Origin of the sequence: Aquirufa nivalisilvae (assembly GCF_003143535.1) — a bacterium.
GTDB lineage: Bacteria > Bacteroidota > Bacteroidia > Cytophagales > Spirosomataceae > Aquirufa > Aquirufa nivalisilvae.
Genome location: NZ_CP029346.1, coordinates 360,001 through 378,510, shown reverse-complemented (window position 1 = coordinate 378,510; position 18,510 = coordinate 360,001). Strand labels below are relative to the sequence as shown.

19 protein-coding genes, 4 tRNA genes and 2 rRNA genes (1 of these 25 only partly in view) are annotated in these 18,510 nt (G+C 38.6%); 17 read left to right on the top strand and 8 right to left on the bottom strand.

The genetic code is table 11. From position 1 onward, the window contains the following. Window positions 1–47: 47 nt before the first annotated feature. The 17 genes from HME7025_RS01655 to mutL all read left to right on the top strand — a co-directional run bounded on the left by HME7025_RS01655 (window position 48) and on the right by mutL (window position 11,123). On the top strand, window positions 48–596 hold the full coding sequence (locus HME7025_RS01655) for an RNA polymerase sigma factor (RefSeq protein ID WP_109321968.1): 549 nt from the start codon (window positions 48–50) through the stop codon (window positions 594–596). Then, complete coding sequence (locus tag HME7025_RS01650) at window positions 593–1,390, top strand: hypothetical protein (RefSeq protein ID WP_109321967.1); 798 nt, start codon at window positions 593–595, stop codon at window positions 1,388–1,390. Before HME7025_RS01655 ends, HME7025_RS01650 begins: the two co-directional genes overlap by 4 nt. 4 nt (window positions 1,391–1,394) lie before the next feature. Next, window positions 1,395–2,573, top strand: coding sequence for an outer membrane beta-barrel protein (locus tag HME7025_RS01645; RefSeq protein ID WP_109321966.1), 1,179 nt, complete (start codon window positions 1,395–1,397; stop codon window positions 2,571–2,573). Window positions 2,574–2,674: 101 nt separating this feature from the next. Next, window positions 2,675–2,760: transfer RNA gene (locus HME7025_RS01640), tRNA-Tyr, on the top strand. A 42-nt stretch (window positions 2,761–2,802) separates the two neighbouring features. After that, a tRNA-Gly gene (locus HME7025_RS01635) sits at window positions 2,803–2,875 on the top strand. An 87-nt stretch (window positions 2,876–2,962) separates the two neighbouring features. Continuing rightward, a tRNA-Thr gene (locus tag HME7025_RS01630) sits at window positions 2,963–3,034 on the top strand. 84 nt (window positions 3,035–3,118) lie between these two features. Then, on the top strand, window positions 3,119–4,306 hold the full coding sequence (gene tuf / locus HME7025_RS01625) for an elongation factor Tu (protein ID WP_109321965.1): 1,188 nt from the start codon (window positions 3,119–3,121) through the stop codon (window positions 4,304–4,306). A gap of 151 nt (window positions 4,307–4,457) precedes the next feature. Continuing rightward, a complete protein-coding gene (locus tag HME7025_RS01620; RefSeq protein ID WP_161566781.1) occupies window positions 4,458–5,204 on the top strand; it encodes an NIPSNAP family protein in 747 nt (248 codons plus the stop codon). A 62-nt stretch (window positions 5,205–5,266) separates the two neighbouring features. Next, window positions 5,267–5,340, top strand: a tRNA-Trp gene (locus tag HME7025_RS01615). 36 nt (window positions 5,341–5,376) lie between these two features. After that, complete coding sequence (gene secE / locus HME7025_RS01610) at window positions 5,377–5,568, top strand: preprotein translocase subunit SecE (RefSeq protein WP_109321963.1); 192 nt, start codon at window positions 5,377–5,379, stop codon at window positions 5,566–5,568. Between the two features lie 36 nt (window positions 5,569–5,604). Then, window positions 5,605–6,201 carry a transcription termination/antitermination protein NusG gene (gene nusG, locus HME7025_RS01605; RefSeq protein WP_109321962.1) on the top strand — a complete coding sequence of 199 codons (597 nt, stop codon included), beginning with the start codon at window positions 5,605–5,607 and terminating at the stop codon, window positions 6,199–6,201. A gap of 121 nt (window positions 6,202–6,322) precedes the next feature. Further along, entirely contained in the window at window positions 6,323–6,793 is a 471-nt protein-coding gene (locus HME7025_RS01600; RefSeq protein WP_109321961.1) for a hypothetical protein, read from the top strand. Window positions 6,794–7,010: 217 nt separating this feature from the next. Then, a complete protein-coding gene (rplK, locus tag HME7025_RS01595) occupies window positions 7,011–7,448 on the top strand; it encodes a 50S ribosomal protein L11 (protein WP_109321960.1) in 438 nt (145 codons plus the stop codon). Window positions 7,449–7,486: 38 nt separating this feature from the next. Beyond that, window positions 7,487–8,185, top strand: coding sequence for a 50S ribosomal protein L1 (gene rplA / locus HME7025_RS01590; protein WP_109321959.1), 699 nt, complete (start codon window positions 7,487–7,489; stop codon window positions 8,183–8,185). Window positions 8,186–8,187: 2 nt separating this feature from the next. Then, entirely contained in the window at window positions 8,188–8,721 is a 534-nt protein-coding gene (gene rplJ / locus HME7025_RS01585; protein ID WP_109321958.1) for a 50S ribosomal protein L10, read from the top strand. 66 nt (window positions 8,722–8,787) lie between these two features. Further along, window positions 8,788–9,174: a 50S ribosomal protein L7/L12 gene (gene rplL / locus HME7025_RS01580; RefSeq protein WP_109321957.1), complete on the top strand. Its 387-nt coding sequence runs from the start codon at window positions 8,788–8,790 to the stop codon at window positions 9,172–9,174. Window positions 9,175–9,269: 95 nt separating this feature from the next. Further along, window positions 9,270–11,123: a DNA mismatch repair endonuclease MutL gene (mutL, locus tag HME7025_RS01575; RefSeq protein WP_109321956.1), complete on the top strand. Its 1,854-nt coding sequence runs from the start codon at window positions 9,270–9,272 to the stop codon at window positions 11,121–11,123. 4 nt (window positions 11,124–11,127) lie between these two features. Here the strand turns inward: mutL and HME7025_RS01570 are convergent, their stop codons facing one another. From HME7025_RS01570 to HME7025_RS01535, 8 genes are all read right to left on the bottom strand, one after another. Continuing rightward, entirely contained in the window at window positions 11,128–11,853 is a 726-nt protein-coding gene (locus tag HME7025_RS01570; protein WP_109321955.1) for a hypothetical protein, read from the bottom strand. A 132-nt stretch (window positions 11,854–11,985) separates the two neighbouring features. After that, window positions 11,986–12,786, bottom strand: coding sequence for a pyrroline-5-carboxylate reductase (proC, locus tag HME7025_RS01565; RefSeq protein ID WP_109321954.1), 801 nt, complete (start codon window positions 12,784–12,786; stop codon window positions 11,986–11,988). A 3-nt stretch (window positions 12,787–12,789) separates the two neighbouring features. Next, on the bottom strand, window positions 12,790–13,902 hold the full coding sequence (locus HME7025_RS01560) for a peroxiredoxin family protein (protein ID WP_109321953.1): 1,113 nt from the start codon (window positions 13,900–13,902) through the stop codon (window positions 12,790–12,792). Window positions 13,903–13,911: 9 nt separating this feature from the next. After that, entirely contained in the window at window positions 13,912–15,366 is a 1,455-nt protein-coding gene (gene gatB, locus HME7025_RS01555; RefSeq protein WP_109321952.1) for an Asp-tRNA(Asn)/Glu-tRNA(Gln) amidotransferase subunit GatB, read from the bottom strand. Between the two features lie 58 nt (window positions 15,367–15,424). After that, window positions 15,425–15,823 carry a MerC domain-containing protein gene (locus tag HME7025_RS01550; protein ID WP_109321951.1) on the bottom strand — a complete coding sequence of 133 codons (399 nt, stop codon included), beginning with the start codon at window positions 15,821–15,823 and terminating at the stop codon, window positions 15,425–15,427. Between the two features lie 19 nt (window positions 15,824–15,842). Next, complete coding sequence (locus HME7025_RS01545) at window positions 15,843–16,394, bottom strand: hypothetical protein (RefSeq protein ID WP_109321950.1); 552 nt, start codon at window positions 16,392–16,394, stop codon at window positions 15,843–15,845. A gap of 451 nt (window positions 16,395–16,845) precedes the next feature. Continuing rightward, window positions 16,846–16,957: ribosomal RNA gene (gene rrf / locus HME7025_RS01540) — 5S ribosomal RNA — on the bottom strand. 68 nt (window positions 16,958–17,025) lie between these two features. Further along, window positions 17,026–18,510 (bottom strand): 23S ribosomal RNA (locus tag HME7025_RS01535); it runs 1,345 nt beyond the window's last position.

Sequence of the window (18,510 nt, the reverse complement as noted above, 5' to 3'; positions counted from 1 at the left end):
ATTTATGTTTAATGCACATCTTTACATTCAAATAAGTTCTATAATCATTGAGTAAAACTTTACTACCCTTCAAGAGCGAACAAGAGTTAATTCAGGCTTGCCAAAAACAAGACCGAAGAGCTCAACAAATTGTCTACCAGGTAAACGCTGGTAAGATGATGGCAGTATGTAAGCGCTATTTAGGAATAGGTCCCGATGCGGAAGATGCATTGATGGAAGGTTTCATGAAAGTCTTTAGTAAAATAGACAACTTCCAAGGCCAAGGAAGTTTTGAAGGTTGGATTCGAAAAATCATGGTGAATGAATCATTAATGAAAATTCGTAAAACGGCCAATCGATATGACCAAGACATTGACGAAACATATGATGTAGCTCATCCCGAGGATGCCTTAATGCATTTGGGTGTTGAGGAAATTCAAAACTTAATTTTGGAATTACCTCCTGGCTACCGAACGATATTTAATCTATATGCCATAGAAGGCTATTCGCATGTTGAAATTGGCGATATGTTACAAATATCAGAAGGTACATCAAAGTCGCAGCTTTCACGAGCACGACAAATATTACAGAGTAAACTAAAGGAATTACAAGCATGAAAAAATCATCGGTTGACAATTGGGATTCCCTTGAAAAAAACTGGCGGGAAAAACTAGACTCTCAGGAAGAGGAAGTTCCAGCTGCTATTTGGAATCAAATTGAGAAAAAGCTTGAAGAGAAAAAAGGAAAGGCTGTTCCATTCATCATTCATCGTAGACAATGGTCTTGGGCTGCTATATTATTGATTTCCTTTGGTTTAGGCTGGTGGCAATTATCCAATCCAGATGCTTTAGTGGACGATTCAAAAATAGCCCAGCACATTCAAACAGAGACCAATGCCCCTGTTCAAAATTTACCTGATACCAATACACCTGAAATAGTAGAAAAAATCAGTTCGACGAATCCAAATAGGGCAAATCATTTAGTGCAAGTAGTGAGCCATACTTCCCATTCGGCTTCCATACAAGAAACAAGAAATACTCCAGTATCTATTTCCACAATAGATGAAAGTAACACCAATAGCAACCCAATTATTTTAGCAGATAATCGGTCATTGGAAAAAGAAAAACCCGCTTTATTGGCAAAAGAAGAAAGTGTCGAATTGTTAATTGACATTCAACCAAGCCAAGCGAACAATCAAGAAAAAGAAAATAGCTATGTTCCGGAGCCTAGCAAAAAAAGACATTCCTTGTTTGCGCGTGTAGTGAAACAATTAAGACAGGCCATCGATGGTGAACCTGTAGATTGGCAAACTTTAAAGCAGGGAGACCCCAAACTTGAAAACAGTATTCACCAAGTGGCGAATACATATATCAAAACCGAACAAGTAGTACAAAGAACATTTCAATTTTAAGTATATGAAAAATTTATTCATCTTAGGATTCATCCTAATTAGCACTAGTCTATTGGCTAGACCAAATCAAGATTCCTTATTATTAAAAATTGATAAGCGTAATCAGGAAATCATTGGCAATCCGAGTAATTCGAAAAAATCATTGAAAGAAGAATTACAAGCTATTTTTGCAAAAAATGGCATAGTGATGGAAGACAGCTTGTGGCAAAGTATCCGTAAGGCTGTACAAGCAGATAACGAAAAAGACACCTCAATTGTAGTTAGCGTAGGTGGGAAAAATGTCAATATTAAATTACATCAAAGTGGATTTAATGGGACAAAAAGCTTTTCCTCTACTAAAACAATTTCAGCTGGATCGTCTGGTTCTAACGACAAGCAAGTGGAAGTCGGACTGAAGGGAATTCATGTTAAGGAAGGAAATGAAGAAGTCCATGTGGGCTGGAATGGGGTACAGGTCAAAGAAGGAAATGAAGTCACTCGGGTTATCTGGGGTAAAGATTCCACTAAAATCCAAGCTAAAGATCGAAATTTCTATCAAAGAAGAGGCTTGAATCTGTATTTAGGCTTGAATGGGACATCTGGTAATTTACCAGCCATGAGTATAGCGCAATTTCCTGCCCCGCTATTGTCCACGGATTTTGCCTTAAAACCTTTGGGATCAAGATATGTTGGACTAGAAATATCTAGATCTATCCGACTTAGTTCTGGAGATAAATCTAGGTTCAATTTAGGTTATGGGATACAGTTTGATTGGTACAATTTCATGTTTGACCACAATCGAATCATTCAAAAAGGAACGGATGCTGTTATTTTCCAACCAATCCTAGATGCTAATGGAGGCGAGACTGTACTTTCTAAAAACAAAATGACTGTTAGTTATATAACTTTACCAATTATGCCTCATTGGACTTATTCCAAAGAATCGGCAGTGCAGATGATAGGGCTAGGTGGCTATGTTTCTTATCGATTGGATAGTTATACGAAAGCGATTGAAGACAAGACAGATAATTTACATAAAACGACCTCTAACCTTTTTGTAAATCAAGTTCGCTATGGTGTCCGAGCTGAGTTTGCCTTGAAACATTTCCCAGATTTATTTTTCTCATATGATTTAAGTCCATTATTTGAGAAAGGAAAGGGACCCGAGGTACAGGCATTTAGCTTCGGAATACGACTATTATAAAATTAATTTATAATTTTTTCACCAAGGTGTTTGTGGATACCAAAATTTGAGCTACTTTTGCGAACTATTTCAGTAAAACGTTTGACTGAAATAAGAAAGAGGGGGATATACCAGAGCGGCCAAATGGGGCAGACTGTAAATCTGCTGGCGAATGCCTACGGTGGTTCGAATCCATCTGTCCCCACCATTCGCACACGGAAATGACCAAGTTTTTGTGTTGAAAGTACCAGCGGGAGTAGCTCATTTGGTAGAGCGATAGCCTTCCAAGCTATAGGTGGCGGGTTCGAGCCCCGTCTCCCGCTCAGTAATTGTCGTTCTATGAGGAAGCTCATAGACGACTTTTATATTTGGTAGGGCCCAGAAGACCTACTACTGGCCCTTGGATAAAGGCCTTTGTAGCTCAGTGGTAGAGCACTTCCTTGGTAAGGAAGAGGTCGGCAGTTCAATCCTGCTCAAAGGCTCTAAAATACCAAAATTACTCGTAAGAGTAGCTTCGATTAGCACATTTTGAAACTTTTTATAACTAAATTAAGAACTAAATAATCATGGCAAAAGAGAATTTTGACCGAAGTAAACCCCACGTAAACATTGGTACTATTGGCCACGTTGACCACGGTAAAACTACCTTGACTGCTGCTATCACAAAAGTTCTTTCTGAAAAAGGTCTAGCTGAGAAGAAAGATTTCTCTTCCATTGACTCTGCTCCAGAAGAGAAAGAGCGTGGTATCACAATCAACACTGCTCACGTTGAGTATTCAACAGCTAACCGTCACTATGCTCACGTTGACTGTCCAGGTCACGCTGACTACGTGAAAAACATGGTTACAGGTGCTGCCCAAATGGACGGTGCTATCTTAGTAGTTGCTGCTACTGACGGACCAATGCCACAAACTCGTGAGCACATCCTATTGGCACGCCAAGTTGGAGTACCTCAATTGGTTGTTTTCATGAACAAAGTGGACATGGTAGATGATCCAGAATTATTAGAATTAGTAGAAATGGAGATTCGCGAGCTTCTTTCATTCTACGAATTTGATGGCGATAACATTCCAGTAATCCAAGGTTCTGCTTTGGGAGGTTTGAATGGAGATGCTAAGTGGGTAGCTACTATCGATGCATTAATGGATGCTGTAGATAGCTGGATTCCACTTCCTAAGCGTGATGTAGATAAGCCATTCTTGATGCCAGTTGAAGACGTATTCTCGATCACAGGTCGTGGTACAGTAGCAACAGGTCGTATTGAGACAGGTGTTATCAACTCAGGTGAAGGTGTAGATATCTTAGGTATGGGAGCTGAAAACTTAAAATCAGTAGTAACTGGTGTTGAGATGTTCCGTAAGATTTTGGATCGTGGTGAAGCTGGTGATAACGTAGGTTTATTGTTACGTGGTATTGAGAAAACTGATATCCGTCGTGGTATGGTTATCTGTAAGCCAGGTTCTGTTAAGCCTCACACTAAATTCAAAGCTGAGGTTTATATCTTGTCTAAAGAGGAAGGTGGTCGTCACACTCCATTCTTTAACAAATACCGTCCACAGTTCTATTTCCGTACAACAGACGTAACAGGAGAAATCATGTTGCCAGCTGGTGTGGAGATGTGTATGCCAGGTGATAACTTGACAATTGAAGTTACATTATTGAACCCTGTAGCTATGGATAAAGGTCTTCGTTTCGCGATTCGTGAAGGAGGTCGTACTGTAGGTGCTGGTCAGGTAACTGAAATCTTAGACTAATTTATTAGTTGATATAGAAAAAGAGCGGCTTATCCCGCTCTTTTTTTTTGCTCAAAATTTTAAGATTTGACAACTTTCAAAAAGTTGTCAAATCTATAAGAAATCTATTAGAACAAAATAGAAACGAATGAACCTTGAAATAAATTATCCTATGAAAAAGATCCTTGCGTTATTATCACTTATCTTATTAAGCCACTTGGCCATCAGCCAAGAATATTATGAAGTAAGAACCTACCAAATGAAATTCAGAGGTAATTTGGGAGTAGTTGAAAAATACATTTCCAATGCTTTAATCCCTGCATTAAATAAATATGGAGTCTCTAAAGTGGGCGTTTTCAAAGATTTAGGAAAGCCGGAACCCGCAATTTTAGTAGTTACTATCCCCTTTTCATCACTTGAGTCTTATGCTGGATACAAAGCTGCATTAGAAAAAGATGAAGCTTATTTACAAGCTAGCAAGGCCTACTTTGATATGGTTGGCTTGGACAAACCTCTATTCGAAAAAATATCTACTTATTTAGCTAAAGGCTTTAAAGGACATCCAGCTCTAACCTTGCCTACCAAAAATGAAGGTCGTATTTACGAATGGAGGACTTATGAGTCGTATAACGAAGATGCTTTACGTAGAAAAATTGCCATGTTTGATGATTCAGAACTTCAAGTATTTGAAAACGTGGGATTACATCGTGTTTTCTTTGGGGAGGTCTTAGCAGGTGAGAATACGCCCTGCTTAACTTACATGGTTAGCTTTGAAAATATGGCTGAGCGTGATAAAAATTGGGCAAAATTTTCAGCAGATCCAGAATGGAAACGCATTTCCAATGACCCTAAATATGCCAATAGTCACTCCAGAACGGTCCGCCGATTCTTGGAACCAACAGCATATTCTCAATGGTAATTGCTTTTAATTAATCGGAGGTTTGCGAATTAGGAAAATTTGCCTAAATTTGCAGTCCTTCTACGGGCATAGTATAATGGTAGTATGCAGGTCTCCAAAACCTTTGGTCAGGGTTCGAATCCTTGTGCCCGTGCCATGTAATAATTTTTAAAGCCGAATAATCGGTGAAAATATGAGCAACTTTACATCATTAATTAAGGAATCTTGGGTAGAAGTAACAGAACATGTTACTTGGCCTAAATTTTCCGAACTTCAAGCAAGTTCTATATTGGTTTTAGTGGCCTCTCTAATTTTTGCCATCTTGGTAGGATTAGTTGACTTGGCATTCAAATCTGGATTGGATTTATTTTATAGTTCATTTTAATAGGGCTTAACCCGATCCTTAACACGAAAAATAGCCATGGCAGAGACTAAATGGTATGTTTTGAGAGCAATCTCTGGACAAGAAAAAAAAGTGAAAACGTATATGGAGAATGAAATCGCACGCCAAGGCGTGGCTGATGCCGTTCCCCAAATATTGATTCCTACCGAAAAGATTTATGAAATTAGAAAAGGGAAAAAGGTCATTCGCGAGAAGAATCTATTTCCTGGCTATATCATGATTGAGGCGGATTTGGCAGGTGAAGTGAGTCACATTTTAACTTCTACACCGGGTGTCATTGGTTTTCTTCAAACCATGAATGAAGAAGTAGAAGAAACTAAAATTGAAGGCGGAAAGACGAAAAAGGTAAAAGTGGTTGTAAAAAAACCAATGCCATTAAGTCAATCTGAGGTAAATCGTATTTTAGGTAAAGTAGATGAATCAGCTGCGGTAGAAGACTTTGCTTCGGTATCCTTCATCAAAGGTGAAACGGTACGTGTTATTGATGGACCATTTGCAACCTTTGAAGGAACGGTGGAAGAGATTCACGAAAACAGCAAGAAATTATCTGTGATGGTAAAAATCTTTGGAAGAAATACTCCTTTGGAATTAAATTATTCTCAAGTAGAAAAATAAACACTCGTCCATTTTGGATTGAAAAACCCTAACCAAAGAAGGTTAGGGTTTTTTATTTCACTCCCATTTGATTTATTTGTGGTAAAAAAACAGATAACATTATCTGCTAACCACTAAACACATGCCAGATATCACATTTACCTACGAAGGTGCACTGCTTCGTTTTCAGCATCTTTCCATTAAAAATGCGCGAACTCAGGAAATCATTTGCAATAACCTGGAAAAACAAGATACTTTTCATTTGCCGCCTGGCAATCATATCATTGAAATAAGGTATCGATTCAATATCTTCCTATATCCTTCCTCCCGATTTTCCCTAGATGTACCTGAAGGCAGGCATCTATACTTTGACCTTAAAGAAAAAGAAATTGCCCACTACCTTATTGCCCAATTAGTAATAATTCTAAAGCTCGCGATTGGGTTCATCGCAGCGCTTGTATTCCAAAGGGATCTACCTAGTACAATTGGGGGAGCCCTTATCGTTGCTACACCCATTTTAACCTACAACCAAATCCGAATATTGATTTTAAGACATCCATGGCAGCGTTTAAGCAATGGCTACCTAGAACTTAGACACGCTTGGGAATATTAATTTGAATTATTGTCAATTAGCTTTGCTTTATCAAATAAATCTCCTAATTTTGCAGTCCGTTTAAAAAGCGGCATTCTATTCGATTGATTATCAAACGGATGAATGGATTGGAAGGTTTGTTACGCTGGAAGATCAAAACGAGTTGCATCAGATAAGGAAGCTTCCACCCTTATTGGCAGATAAAGCTCAATAATTCACTTAAAAACGATGTTTTAATATGGCAAAAGAAATAGCTGGTTACGTTAAGCTTCAATGCAAAGGTGGCCAAGCCAATCCTTCACCGCCCATCGGTCCTGCATTAGGTTCGAAAGGATTAAATATCATGGAGTTCTGTAAGCAGTTCAATGCTAGAACTCAAGATAAAAACGGCGTAGTATTGCCGGTCCTAATTACTTATTACGCAGACAAATCGTTTGATTTCGTTGTAAAAACACCTCCTGCACCAATTTTGTTATTGGAAGCAGCCAAGGTAAAATCAGGTTCGGCTCAACCAAACTTGAAAAAAGTAGGATCTGTTTCTTGGGATCAAGTGCGAGTTATCGCTGAGACTAAGATGCCAGATTTAAACTGTTTTACAATTGAAGCAGCAATGAGTATGATTGCTGGAACGGCACGATCAATGGGTATTACTGTTTCTGGAGAGAAACCGTTCTGATTGTAATAATCAGAATTTAACATTTTAATAAAAAGGTAATGGCAAAACTTACGAAGAAAAAAAAGGAAGCCCTTTCTAAATATGATGCGACGTTAGAGTATTCTCTAAACAAAGCAGCTGAAATTTTGAAGGAAATTTCCTATACAAAATTCGACGCCTCTGTGGACATTGATGTTCGCTTAGGAGTAGATCCCCGCAAAGCCGACCAAATGGTTCGTGGCGTGGTTGCCCTACCTCATGGAACAGGAAAAGACGTACGAGTTCTCGTATTGTGTACTCCTGATAAAGTAGAGGAAGCAAAAGCAGCCGGTGCTGACCATGTAGGATTAGATGATTATATTTCAAAAATCGAAGGAGGTTGGACCGATATCGATGTAATCATCACAATGCCTACTGTTATGGCCAAATTAGGTCGCTTGGGTCGTGTGTTAGGTCCACGTGGACTTATGCCTAATCCAAAGTCTGGTACAGTTACTTTGGAAGTAGGAAAAGCAGTAAATGAAGTGAAAGCCGGTAAAATTGACTTTAAAGTTGATAAAACAGGTATTATCCATACCTCTATCGGTAAGGTTTCATTTGACGCTAGCAAAATTGCTGAAAATGCACAAGAAGTAATCAACACGTTGATGAAACTAAAGCCATCTTCTGCAAAAGGTACATATGTTAAATCGATCAATATATCTTCTACTATGTCTCCGGGCATTGTTATTGATAAGGCGACAGTAACTGGATTGTAATCATGACAAGAGAAGAAAAAAATCAGATTATTGATGAGTTGAGCGAAAAGTTCGCGGTAACTCCGTACTTCTACATTGCAAGTACAGCCGGTTTAACAGTAGCTCAAGCTACAGAATTCCGTAGAATGTGTTTTTCAAGAGGTTTAGAATACAAAGTATTCAAAAATACCTTGATTGCAAAAGCATTAGAAAAAACGGGAAATGACTATTCTGCATTCAACGAAGGTGTATTGAAAGGTATGTCTGGAATCATTTTCTCCCCAGAAAATGCTAAAGTTCCAGCTAAATTGATCAAAGACTTCCGTAAAGAAGCAGGAAAGGATAAAATTGCATTCAAAGGCGCTTCTATTGAAGGTGGTTTATACATTGGTGAAGACCAATTAACAGCACTTGAGAATATCAAGTCGAAAAACGAGATGATTGGAGAGGTTATTGGCCTATTGCAATCGCCTGCTAAAAACGTTATCTCTGCTCTTTCAAGCGGTGAGAAGAAATTAGCTGGTATCGTTAAGACTTTAGGAGAGCGTCCTGAATAATTACCTGATATTACCGGGGTATAACCCCACAAAATAATTAATTCTTAACAATTAAATTTTCAAAAAATGGCAGATTTAAAAGCGTTCGCTGAACAATTAGTGAACTTAACTGTAAAAGAAGTAAATGAATTAGCTGCTATCCTTAAGGATGAGTACGGTATTGAGCCAGCTGCTGCTGGTGCTGTTGTAGTTGCAGGTCCTGCTGCTGGTGCTGGTGACGGTGCTGATGCTCCTGCAGAGAAAACATCTTTCGATGTTGTCTTGAAAGCTGCTGGTCCTAACAAATTAGCAATCGTTAAATTAGTAAAAGACTTAACTGGTTTAGGTTTGAAAGAAGCGAAAGATGTAGTTGATGCTGCACCGAAAGCTGTTAAAGAAGGTGTATCTAAAGACGAAGCTGAAGGTTTGAAAAAATCTTTAGAAGAAGCTGGTGCTGAAGTTGAATTGAAATAATTCACACACTGATTTTTTAAAAAAAAGGGGATGGCAACATTCCCTTTTTTTTGCTTTATTTGAATTCTAATTGCCTTTTACCTAAAACAAGACACATGCGTGATTTGATCCAATTACTTCCCGATGCTATAGCAAACCAAATTGCTGCTGGAGAAGTAGTACAAAGACCCGCTTCTGTGGTAAAAGAGCTAATGGAAAATGCTATCGATGCCAAAGCTACCTATGTCCAACTCATCATTAAAGATGCCGGCAAAGGAATTATTCAAGTCATTGATAATGGAACAGGAATGTCTGAAACAGATGCAAGAATGTGTTTTGAAAGACATGCTACCTCCAAAATCAGAAAAGCAGAAGATTTATTCAGTATCAAAACGATGGGCTTTCGTGGAGAGGCGATGGCCTCCATTGCTTCTGTAGCCCAAGTAGAATTAAAAACCCGAAGAGAACAGGATGAGTTAGGCACTTTAGTTAGAATTGAAGCCTCTGTACTAAAAGCTCAAGAAAGCATACATCATCCCATTGGAACATCGATTACCGTTAAAAACCTATTCTATAATATCCCTGCTCGTAGAAATTTCCTCAAGTCGAACCCCGTTGAAATCCGACATATCCTTGATGAGTTTCAACACATGGCCCTAGCCCATCCTCATATCCGATTTTCCTTTGTTCAGAATGAACAAGAGACATATCAACTACCTGCTGAAAAATTGGGTAAACGGATTGTCGATCTATTTGGGAAAGGCTACCGTGAACAATTGGCTTCTTGTGAAGAAGATACCTCCTATGTCAGCATTAAAGGCTATGTAGGTAAACCAGAACATGCCAAAAAAACTCGAGGAGAACAGTTTTTCTTCGTAAATGACCGCTTCATTAAAAATGCTTATTTAAACCATGCCGTAATGAGCGCATATGAACGCTTATTACCGGAAGGCTCCTTTCCGTTCTATGTTTTGTTTCTAAGCATCGATCCTAGCCATATCGACATCAATGTTCATCCAACCAAAACGGAGATCAAATTCGACGACGAAAGGTCTATTTACGCCATTGTTCAAGCTGCCGTTAGAAAGACACTGAGTATTCATAATTTAATCCCTTCCTTGGATTTTGATACCAATGTCAATTTTAATATTCCTCATCATCCTTCAGGAGAATCCTCTCAAAGTAGATCGAGTCATTTTTCTCCCAACACCAATAACTCTTCCAACAGAAATGTACAAGATGCATGGAAAAAACTATACGAAGGATTACAAGATAATATCCAAGCATTTGAACAACAAGCCCCAATTACTGTAAAACCAGCTCTATTTGACCAACAAACAACTAGTTCAGAAACCATCATTCAGAGTCGTGCCAACCAAAGAGAAAATACGGAGTTCAATTCCTCGAATTTCCAAGTCATTCAAATCTTACAAAAATACCTGGCACTAAGCTGGTCAAATGGTCTTATTTTGATCGACCAAAAAAGAGCCTATCAACGTATTTTATATGATCAGTTTATGGATCATTTGCAGCGCAAAAATGGAGCATCTCAGCAATTACTTTTCCCTAAATTATTGCACATCAGTCCTGCAGACCAATTAATATTAGAAGAAATCAAAGAGGACCTTTTGTACTTAGGTTTCCAGCTAGCTTTAGAAGATGGAGCCAAATATTGGGTCAAGGGAATACCTGCAGGCTTAGGAGAGGAAGATGGTCAATCACTATTGGAAGGGATATTGGAACAAGTAAAACATGAAGCTAGTGATTTAAGTAAACATAGGAATGAAAAAATAGCACAGGCCATGGCTAATCGATCAGCTATACGTTACCAACAGAAAAAATTGACTTCTGAGGAAATGAATGCCTTGGTCGAACAATTATTTGCCAGCAGCAATCCTAATTCTTCTCCCAATGGAGAACAAATTAGTCGTGCTTTACATGCACAAGAAATTATCGATTTACTTAACTAAAATACTATTTTTTGTATTTTGATTTCGATGGATTGAATTGCTTCTTTGCCATTTTTACCACAGCATAAATCATATTGGCTACCGTAGCAGGCACCATAGTAATCAAACCAGTCCCTTGTTTAAAGTCTGGATTTTGGTTTAAAAAATCATTGACATACTTATTTTTATGTCGTAATGTCTCAAAATTCAAACTTGTCTCTTCCATCTTAAATGGAGTCTTTCTGACACGGCTATACCTTTCAATTTCAAATAGATCATAAATCTTGTTTATGGTTGCTGTCTGGCCAGGTACATTATTCTCATAACGCAAGAAGTTTTTAGTATACTCCCTGATAACAGAATAAATAATCGGATTGATAGGATTGGAATAGAAGACAACCTTATTCGACAAGTTCTTCAATTTAATGAATATCATTTCCCAAAGGAAATCATGATATGGCATTTTAACGATATGTCGATAATTTCTCTCTACCGATAAGGTGAGTCGGATAATAACTAAATCTTCATGCGTTAAAATGGTAAAATAGCAGAATCCAACCATTTTATCTTTAACCATAAAACTCCAGATAAAAACTTCATCAGGAACTGGATAACAAAACGATCCACCTAATGCTTCATCTAATGTGAGATTGGGCCCAATGGTATGTGTTAAAATAGTATAAATGCCCGAAAACAAGTCTGATTGAATATCAATATCTTGTTTTTTTATGTGGTACTTTACAACCCTCATAGAACTTATTGAAATAAAAAAGTACCCTTCAATTTTAAAATTAAGCAATAAAGAAAGCTTAATTTTTTAAATTAATCATCCTTTAGAATAATATCACTTGAATAAATTCTTGAAATAACCGTTAAATAGTATTTATTTAGCCAATTCCACAGCACGATCTCTCGCTGCAAAAATACCTTTTTGTAATCCTTGTCCAACTTCTTTTTCACCAAAGGTCTTTAAAGCGGCTTCAGTGGTTCCTCCTTTAGAAGCAACCGCTTGAATTAATTCGTCCAAGGATTTATCACTGGTCTGCATGAGGTGGTAAGAACCTAGCATGGTTTGTTTAACTAATAATGCAGACATGGATGGGTCAAACCCCATAGCTATACCTGCATCAATCATGTTTTTAATCAAATAAAAGAAATAAGCTGGTCCACTACCACTCAATCCTGTAACGGCATCAAGTAGACTTTCCTCTTCCAGGAATACTGCACGACCCGTCGAGTTGATTAAATTCTCTGCTAAACGAATGTCGGATAAACCTACTTCTGGCGCAGATGCAAATGCCGTCATACCCATACCCAATAAGGCTGGTGTATTGGGCATAGCACGAATAATTAATGGATAAGACAGACTTTCCTGGATCTTTTTAATTGGAATGCCCGCCATAATGGAAAGCACCAATTGCCCAGGACGTAAATATTGTTTTAACTCATCCGAAACCGAAGGATAGTCCTGAGGCTTTACGGATAGGATAACTAAATTAACAGAGGATATTTTTTCTGAAATAGTATCGACAACCACCCCTGCTTTCTGCTCTTGAAGAATATCCCCTCTTTCCTTATTTTTTTCAATCAATAACAAGTCTTCTTTCTTGACCAAATTATACTGAATAAATGAATTGGCGAAAGCCATTCCCATATTTCCACAACCTATGATTGCAATTTTCATATGTTATTTACCTTTAAATAGATTTTCCAAAAATTGATCTAAACTAGCCCCTCTGAGGCCTTTTGCCATAACTTTCCCTTCTTTATCCAACATGAAGGTCATAGGTATGGCCGAAACTTGATAGGCTTGAGCCGCAACAGAATTCCAGTATTGTAAGTCTGACACATGCTTCCATGTTAACTGATCTGTTTCAATGGCCTTCAACCATGCACTTTTGTCTTGATCTAAACTTACTCCAAAAATCTCAAAACCTTTATCTTTAAAACGGGCATATGTTTTAATGACATTGGGGTTTTCTCGTCGGCATGGACCACACCAACTAGCCCAAAAATCAATCAATACATATTTCCCTCTCAATGAAGAGAGAGCAACTTTTTCTCCAGAAGGAGAAGGTAAGCTGATTTCTGGAGCTTCAGAGCCTACGCTAACACCCTTCAATCGTTTCAAATTTTCCAAAAATGGTTTTATCTGAACATGATTGGGTCTTTCTGCCTTAAATTTTTCAGCAATCATTTCCAAAGTCGCCATTTCCGTTTCTACTGGTAAGAAATTGGTCGTCCAAAGTGCTACTAAATTAGACCCCATTTGAGGAATAAGTGCTTTTATTTGACTTAAAGCTAGATTTTGAGCTGCTTCAAATTCCTTCTGTATCCGTGTTTGAGAGGCTGGAGTTTTTTGAATTTCGGCATTCCAAGCTATGACTTTTTTTTCAAGACCTTTGGATATGGCCATGACTTGGTTCATCATTTTAATATTAATTGACTCCCCCGTAACACTGTAAGAACCTGGTTTATCTGGCAAATTAACTCCATCTGCTTCTACTATTACCTTTTCACTCCCCTCTAGGATGACCATGACCTTCTGAGGATTGGCTATATCATAAAAATTAATCAGATAAAAGCCTCCATTATCCAATACCTTGCCGCGAAAAACACCACTATTATTTTGATCAGGACTTAAAGAATCAATCTTGATGGCTTGACCACGAGCATTCAGGAATTCTAAATAAATCTTCCTTTGAGGAACCAATTGCTTCACCTTGACTTGAATGGTAAATTCTTGAGCCTTCAAGGCAAATGAAAGTAAGATGAAAGCGAGTGCGCAAATTCGATTCATAGTTATGGATTATTGTGCCAAAGCTTCTTGGACTAACTGATTTACGAGTTTGGGATCTGCTTTACCTTTCGATTTTTTCATTACTTCTCCGATAAACAGGGCAATTAAGCCTTTTTTACCTTTATGGTATTCTTTAACTTTATCAGGAAAGGCCTGTATTACTTCTTGAACGAAATTAATGAGCTCATCATTGTTATCTGCCAAACCCCAGCCATTTTCCTCGACCAATTGTTTGGGGCTCTTTGTTGTTTCCTGTAAGCAAAGTGGAAATAATTGATGTGCTGCTAAATTATGTGTAACCACCCCTTGTTCAACTAAATCGACAATTTCAGCTAAATTTTTAGGGCTAATTTCTAAATCTTGAATGTGCAATAAGCTTTCATTCATGTGGGATTTTACGGGTCCCATTAGCCAATTAGATATGGCCTTATATGATTTAGAATGAGCTGCTGCTTCTTTGAAATACAAAGCCATTTCCTTGGTATCAGCTAAAAAATGAGCATCATAAACGGGTAGCCCAAACTGATCCATTAATTCTTGCTCTTGCTCCCAAGGTAATAAAGGCATGGTAGACTTAACCTCATTTATCCATTCTTGACTTATATGTAAAGGGGCTAAATCGGGTTCTGGAAAATAGCGATAATCATTCATGGTTTCCTTGACACGCATACTCGAAGTTCTTCCAGAATGTGCATCAAAAGTACGTGTTTCTTGAATGATGGTTTCTCCTGCATCTAGCATAGCCGCTTGTCTTGTACATTCAAATTCTATGGCACGCTGAATATTGCGAATGGAATTCATATTTTTGATTTCCACTTTGGTGCCTAGTTTAGTTGAACCAATAGGTCTTAACGAAATGTTAACATCAGCACGTAAAGATCCTTCTTCCATATTACCATCACATATTCCTAAGTAGCGAACTAATTTTCGAACTTCGGAAACTAATGCAAATGCTTCTTCAGATGAATGTAAGGTGGGATCTGTAACCATTTCAATCAATGGTGTTCCAGCTCGATTGTAATCAATAAAACTAAACGGGTTATCGCCTTCATGCAAGGATTTCCCTGCATCTTCCTCCAAATGAATATGATGAAAGGAAATGTATTTTTCTTCTGCTTTTAATTTAACTTTTATCTTTCCTCCAATACAAATGGGCGTTTTATCTTGAGTAATTTGATACCCTTTAGGAAGATCCGGATAAAAATAATTTTTACGGTCAAAATACTGCCATTCATTAATTTCAGAACCAATAGCAATTCCCATTTTAATGGCATACTCCACTACTTTCTTATTCAAAAAAGGTAGAGTACCTGGATGACCTAAACTAATGGGGGAAATTAATGTATTAGCTTCTCTACCAAAACGGACTGCATCACTCGCAAATATCTTGGAATCCGTTTGCAATTGTGCATGGATTTCAAGTCCGATAACTGGTTGATAAATAGTAGATTGAAATGTACTCACAGATTTGAAATAATTAGATCATCAATAGTCTGTAAAGATACAAAAAAGGATAGGAAAGCTAGGCTTGGCGCTTGATTTTACAAGTGCAGGCTACTTTATGCTTATAATTCACCCAATATCCTACGGAAATAAATATTCCAAGTAATAAACCAAAAGCCCAATCGAAGCTATTATTACCCAAAACTACTTCTATTAACTTAACCAATACAGCCAGTCCGAGGTAAACCATAGGTAAAGGTTTACGGTGTCTTTTAAAATCTTGGAAAAGAAGAATAAAAGCAAGCAAAAAGCTAGTTGAAACTAAAAACCATTCGAAAGTAGAAGTAAAAGCAAAACTACTTGCTATGTAGGGAGCGAAAAACAAAAAGATAGGCAATGTCATGCAATGGATAGCACATGCGATAGAAAAAAACAAGCCCATTTTTTCCATGACTAATAAATGTTTGTATCTTTTCATTATTTAGATAGTTAAATAATTACTTAATTTCTAATTTGAAATCCAAATCAATATCGGTTGAACCAATTTCTTCATCGCCATTTTTTACTCTTTTCCCATTGGCTGGAGGTTGGTGTTTGAGTATAACATGCAGTTTACCTATACCTTTACCTTGGGTTTTACCTGTATTCTTGAGTCCAACAGGTAGGTTATTTTTATCTTTATCTTTCGCTTTTAATGAAAATAGAGAGGCGGGTGTAACTTTAAAGACAAATAAATGAGCTTCTGCATCTTCTTCAATTTTCTTTGTCACATCGACGCGTGGTTTTCTTGATTCATCATATACTTTCACTTCCATTTCATAATTTTCATTTGCATCTAAAACGATGGATTCAAATTTATCAGGAGGCGTAATAGAATTGGCATCAAGATCCTGAAAGGCAAATGTTTTAGTTACGTTTTTGCTATCAGTGAATTGTAATTCTACGGTAGTAATTAATTCATTATCATCAGTGGGTTCTACTACGGGGTCTTTTTTACAAGAAAAAAGGGCTAGGCCAATAAACAACGCTAGTAAGAATTTGCTTTTCATGAGATTATCTTTTGCAATACTGTTGCAAATATACAAAGAGAATTTATTATTGCAACACTGTTGCAATAATAAATTATAAATGGTGAATTGTAAATGGTTCGGTTTACAATCTAATCCCTAAAACTAAACACTAATAACTAGCTAAATGGGTTAATCCTACGAAAGCAGCATGAGCAAAGCGACAGGAAAGGAATGGTAAATGGTGAATGATGAATTATAAATGGATTCGGCCTACATTCTAATCTCTAATAACTAGCTAAAAGGGTTAATCCTACGAAAGATGAGAACGTTGTATCAGCAAAGCGACAGGAAAGCAATGGTAAATGGTGAATTGTAAATGGTTCGGTCTACGTTCTAATCCCTAATACCTAATACCTAATCCCTAATAACTAACCCTAATCCCTAATAACAAAAAAAAGCCCACTAGAGACTAGCGGGCTTGATAATAATAACTTGGAGCTTACTTACTTTCCCGGGTTTGATCCCAGTATCATCAGCGGTGCGGGGCTTAACTTCTCTGTTCGAGATGGGAAGAGGTGAACACCCGTCCTATCGGCTCCATAAATCTTGCAAGGTCTTAGCCTTTTTCCATATTGTGAGATAAAATAAACAGTCGTTGCATTTTTTTTATAAAAGTAAGCTTTCGGGTAATTAGTACTACTCGACTTTGACATTACTGCCTTTACATCTGTAGCCTATCGACCGTGTCGTCTACACGGACCCTTCATGGAATACTCATCTTCAGGTCAGTTTCGCACTTAGATGCTTTCAGCGCTTATCTGGTCCCGACGTGGCTACTCAGCTATGCCCTTGGCAGAACAACTGATATACCAGCGGTCAGTCCAACTCGGTCCTCTCGTACTAAAGTCAGAACCTGTCAATATTCCTACGCCCACAACAGATAGGGACCGAACTGTCTCACGACGTTCTGAACCCAGCTCGCGTGCCACTTTAATCGGCGAACAGCCGAACCCTTGGGACCTTCTCCAGCCCCAGGATGTGACGAGCCGACATCGAGGTGCCAAACCTCCCCGTCGATGTGAGCTCTTGGGGGAGATCAGCCTGTTATCCCCAGAGTACCTTTTATCCTTTGAGCGATGGCTGTTCCATACTAAACCACCGGATCACTATATCCTACTTTCGTACCTGATCGACTTGTCGGTCTCACAGTCAAGCTCCCTTTTGCTATTGCACTCTACGCACGGTTACCAAGCGTGCTGAGGGAACCTTTGAAAGCCTCCGTTACTCTTTTGGAGGCGACCACCCCAGTCAAACTACCCACCAAGCAATGTCTCCCATTTAGGGATTAGAATTCCAGTACAAGAAGGGTGGTATTTCAACGTTGGCTCCCCGATGCCTAGCGACACCGGCTCACAGCCTCCCACCTATCCTACACATCCAGTACCAAAACTCAATGCTAAGCTATAGTAAAGGTTCATGGGGTCTTTCCGTCCCGTTGCGGGTAAACGGCATCTTCACCGTTACTACAATTTCACCGAGCTCACGGCTGAGACAGTGCCCAGATCGTTACACCATTCGTGCAGGTCGGAACTTACCCGACAAGGAATTTCGCTACCTTAGGACCGTTATAGTTACGGCCGCCGTTTACTGGGGCTTCAGTTCAATGCTTCGCCTTGCAGCTAACATCCCCCCTTAACCTTCCAGCACCGGGCAGGTGTCAGGCCTTATACGTCATCTTTCGATTTTGCAAAGCCATGTGTTTTTGTTAAACAGTCGCCTGGGCCATTTCTCTGCGGCCTCGATTACTCGAGGCTCCCTTTATCCCGAAGTTACAGGGTTAATTTGCCGAGTTCCTTAGCCGTGATTCACTCGAGCGCCTTAGAATATTCTTCTCGACCACCTGTGTCGGTTTACGGTACGGGTTACTTATTAGTTATACACGCCTAGACTTTTCTTGGAAGATCACTCGCTACACTCGTTTTGGCATTGCTGCCGCCTCTCAAAGACACTATTCCGTCAGTATCTGGTAACCCATTCTCTCCGTCATCTATTTGCCCAATAAGTAAGTACAGGAATATTAACCTGTTGTGCATTAGGTTGTCGCTCTCGCTAGACCCTTAGCCCCCGACTAACCCTCAGTTGATTAGCATAGCTG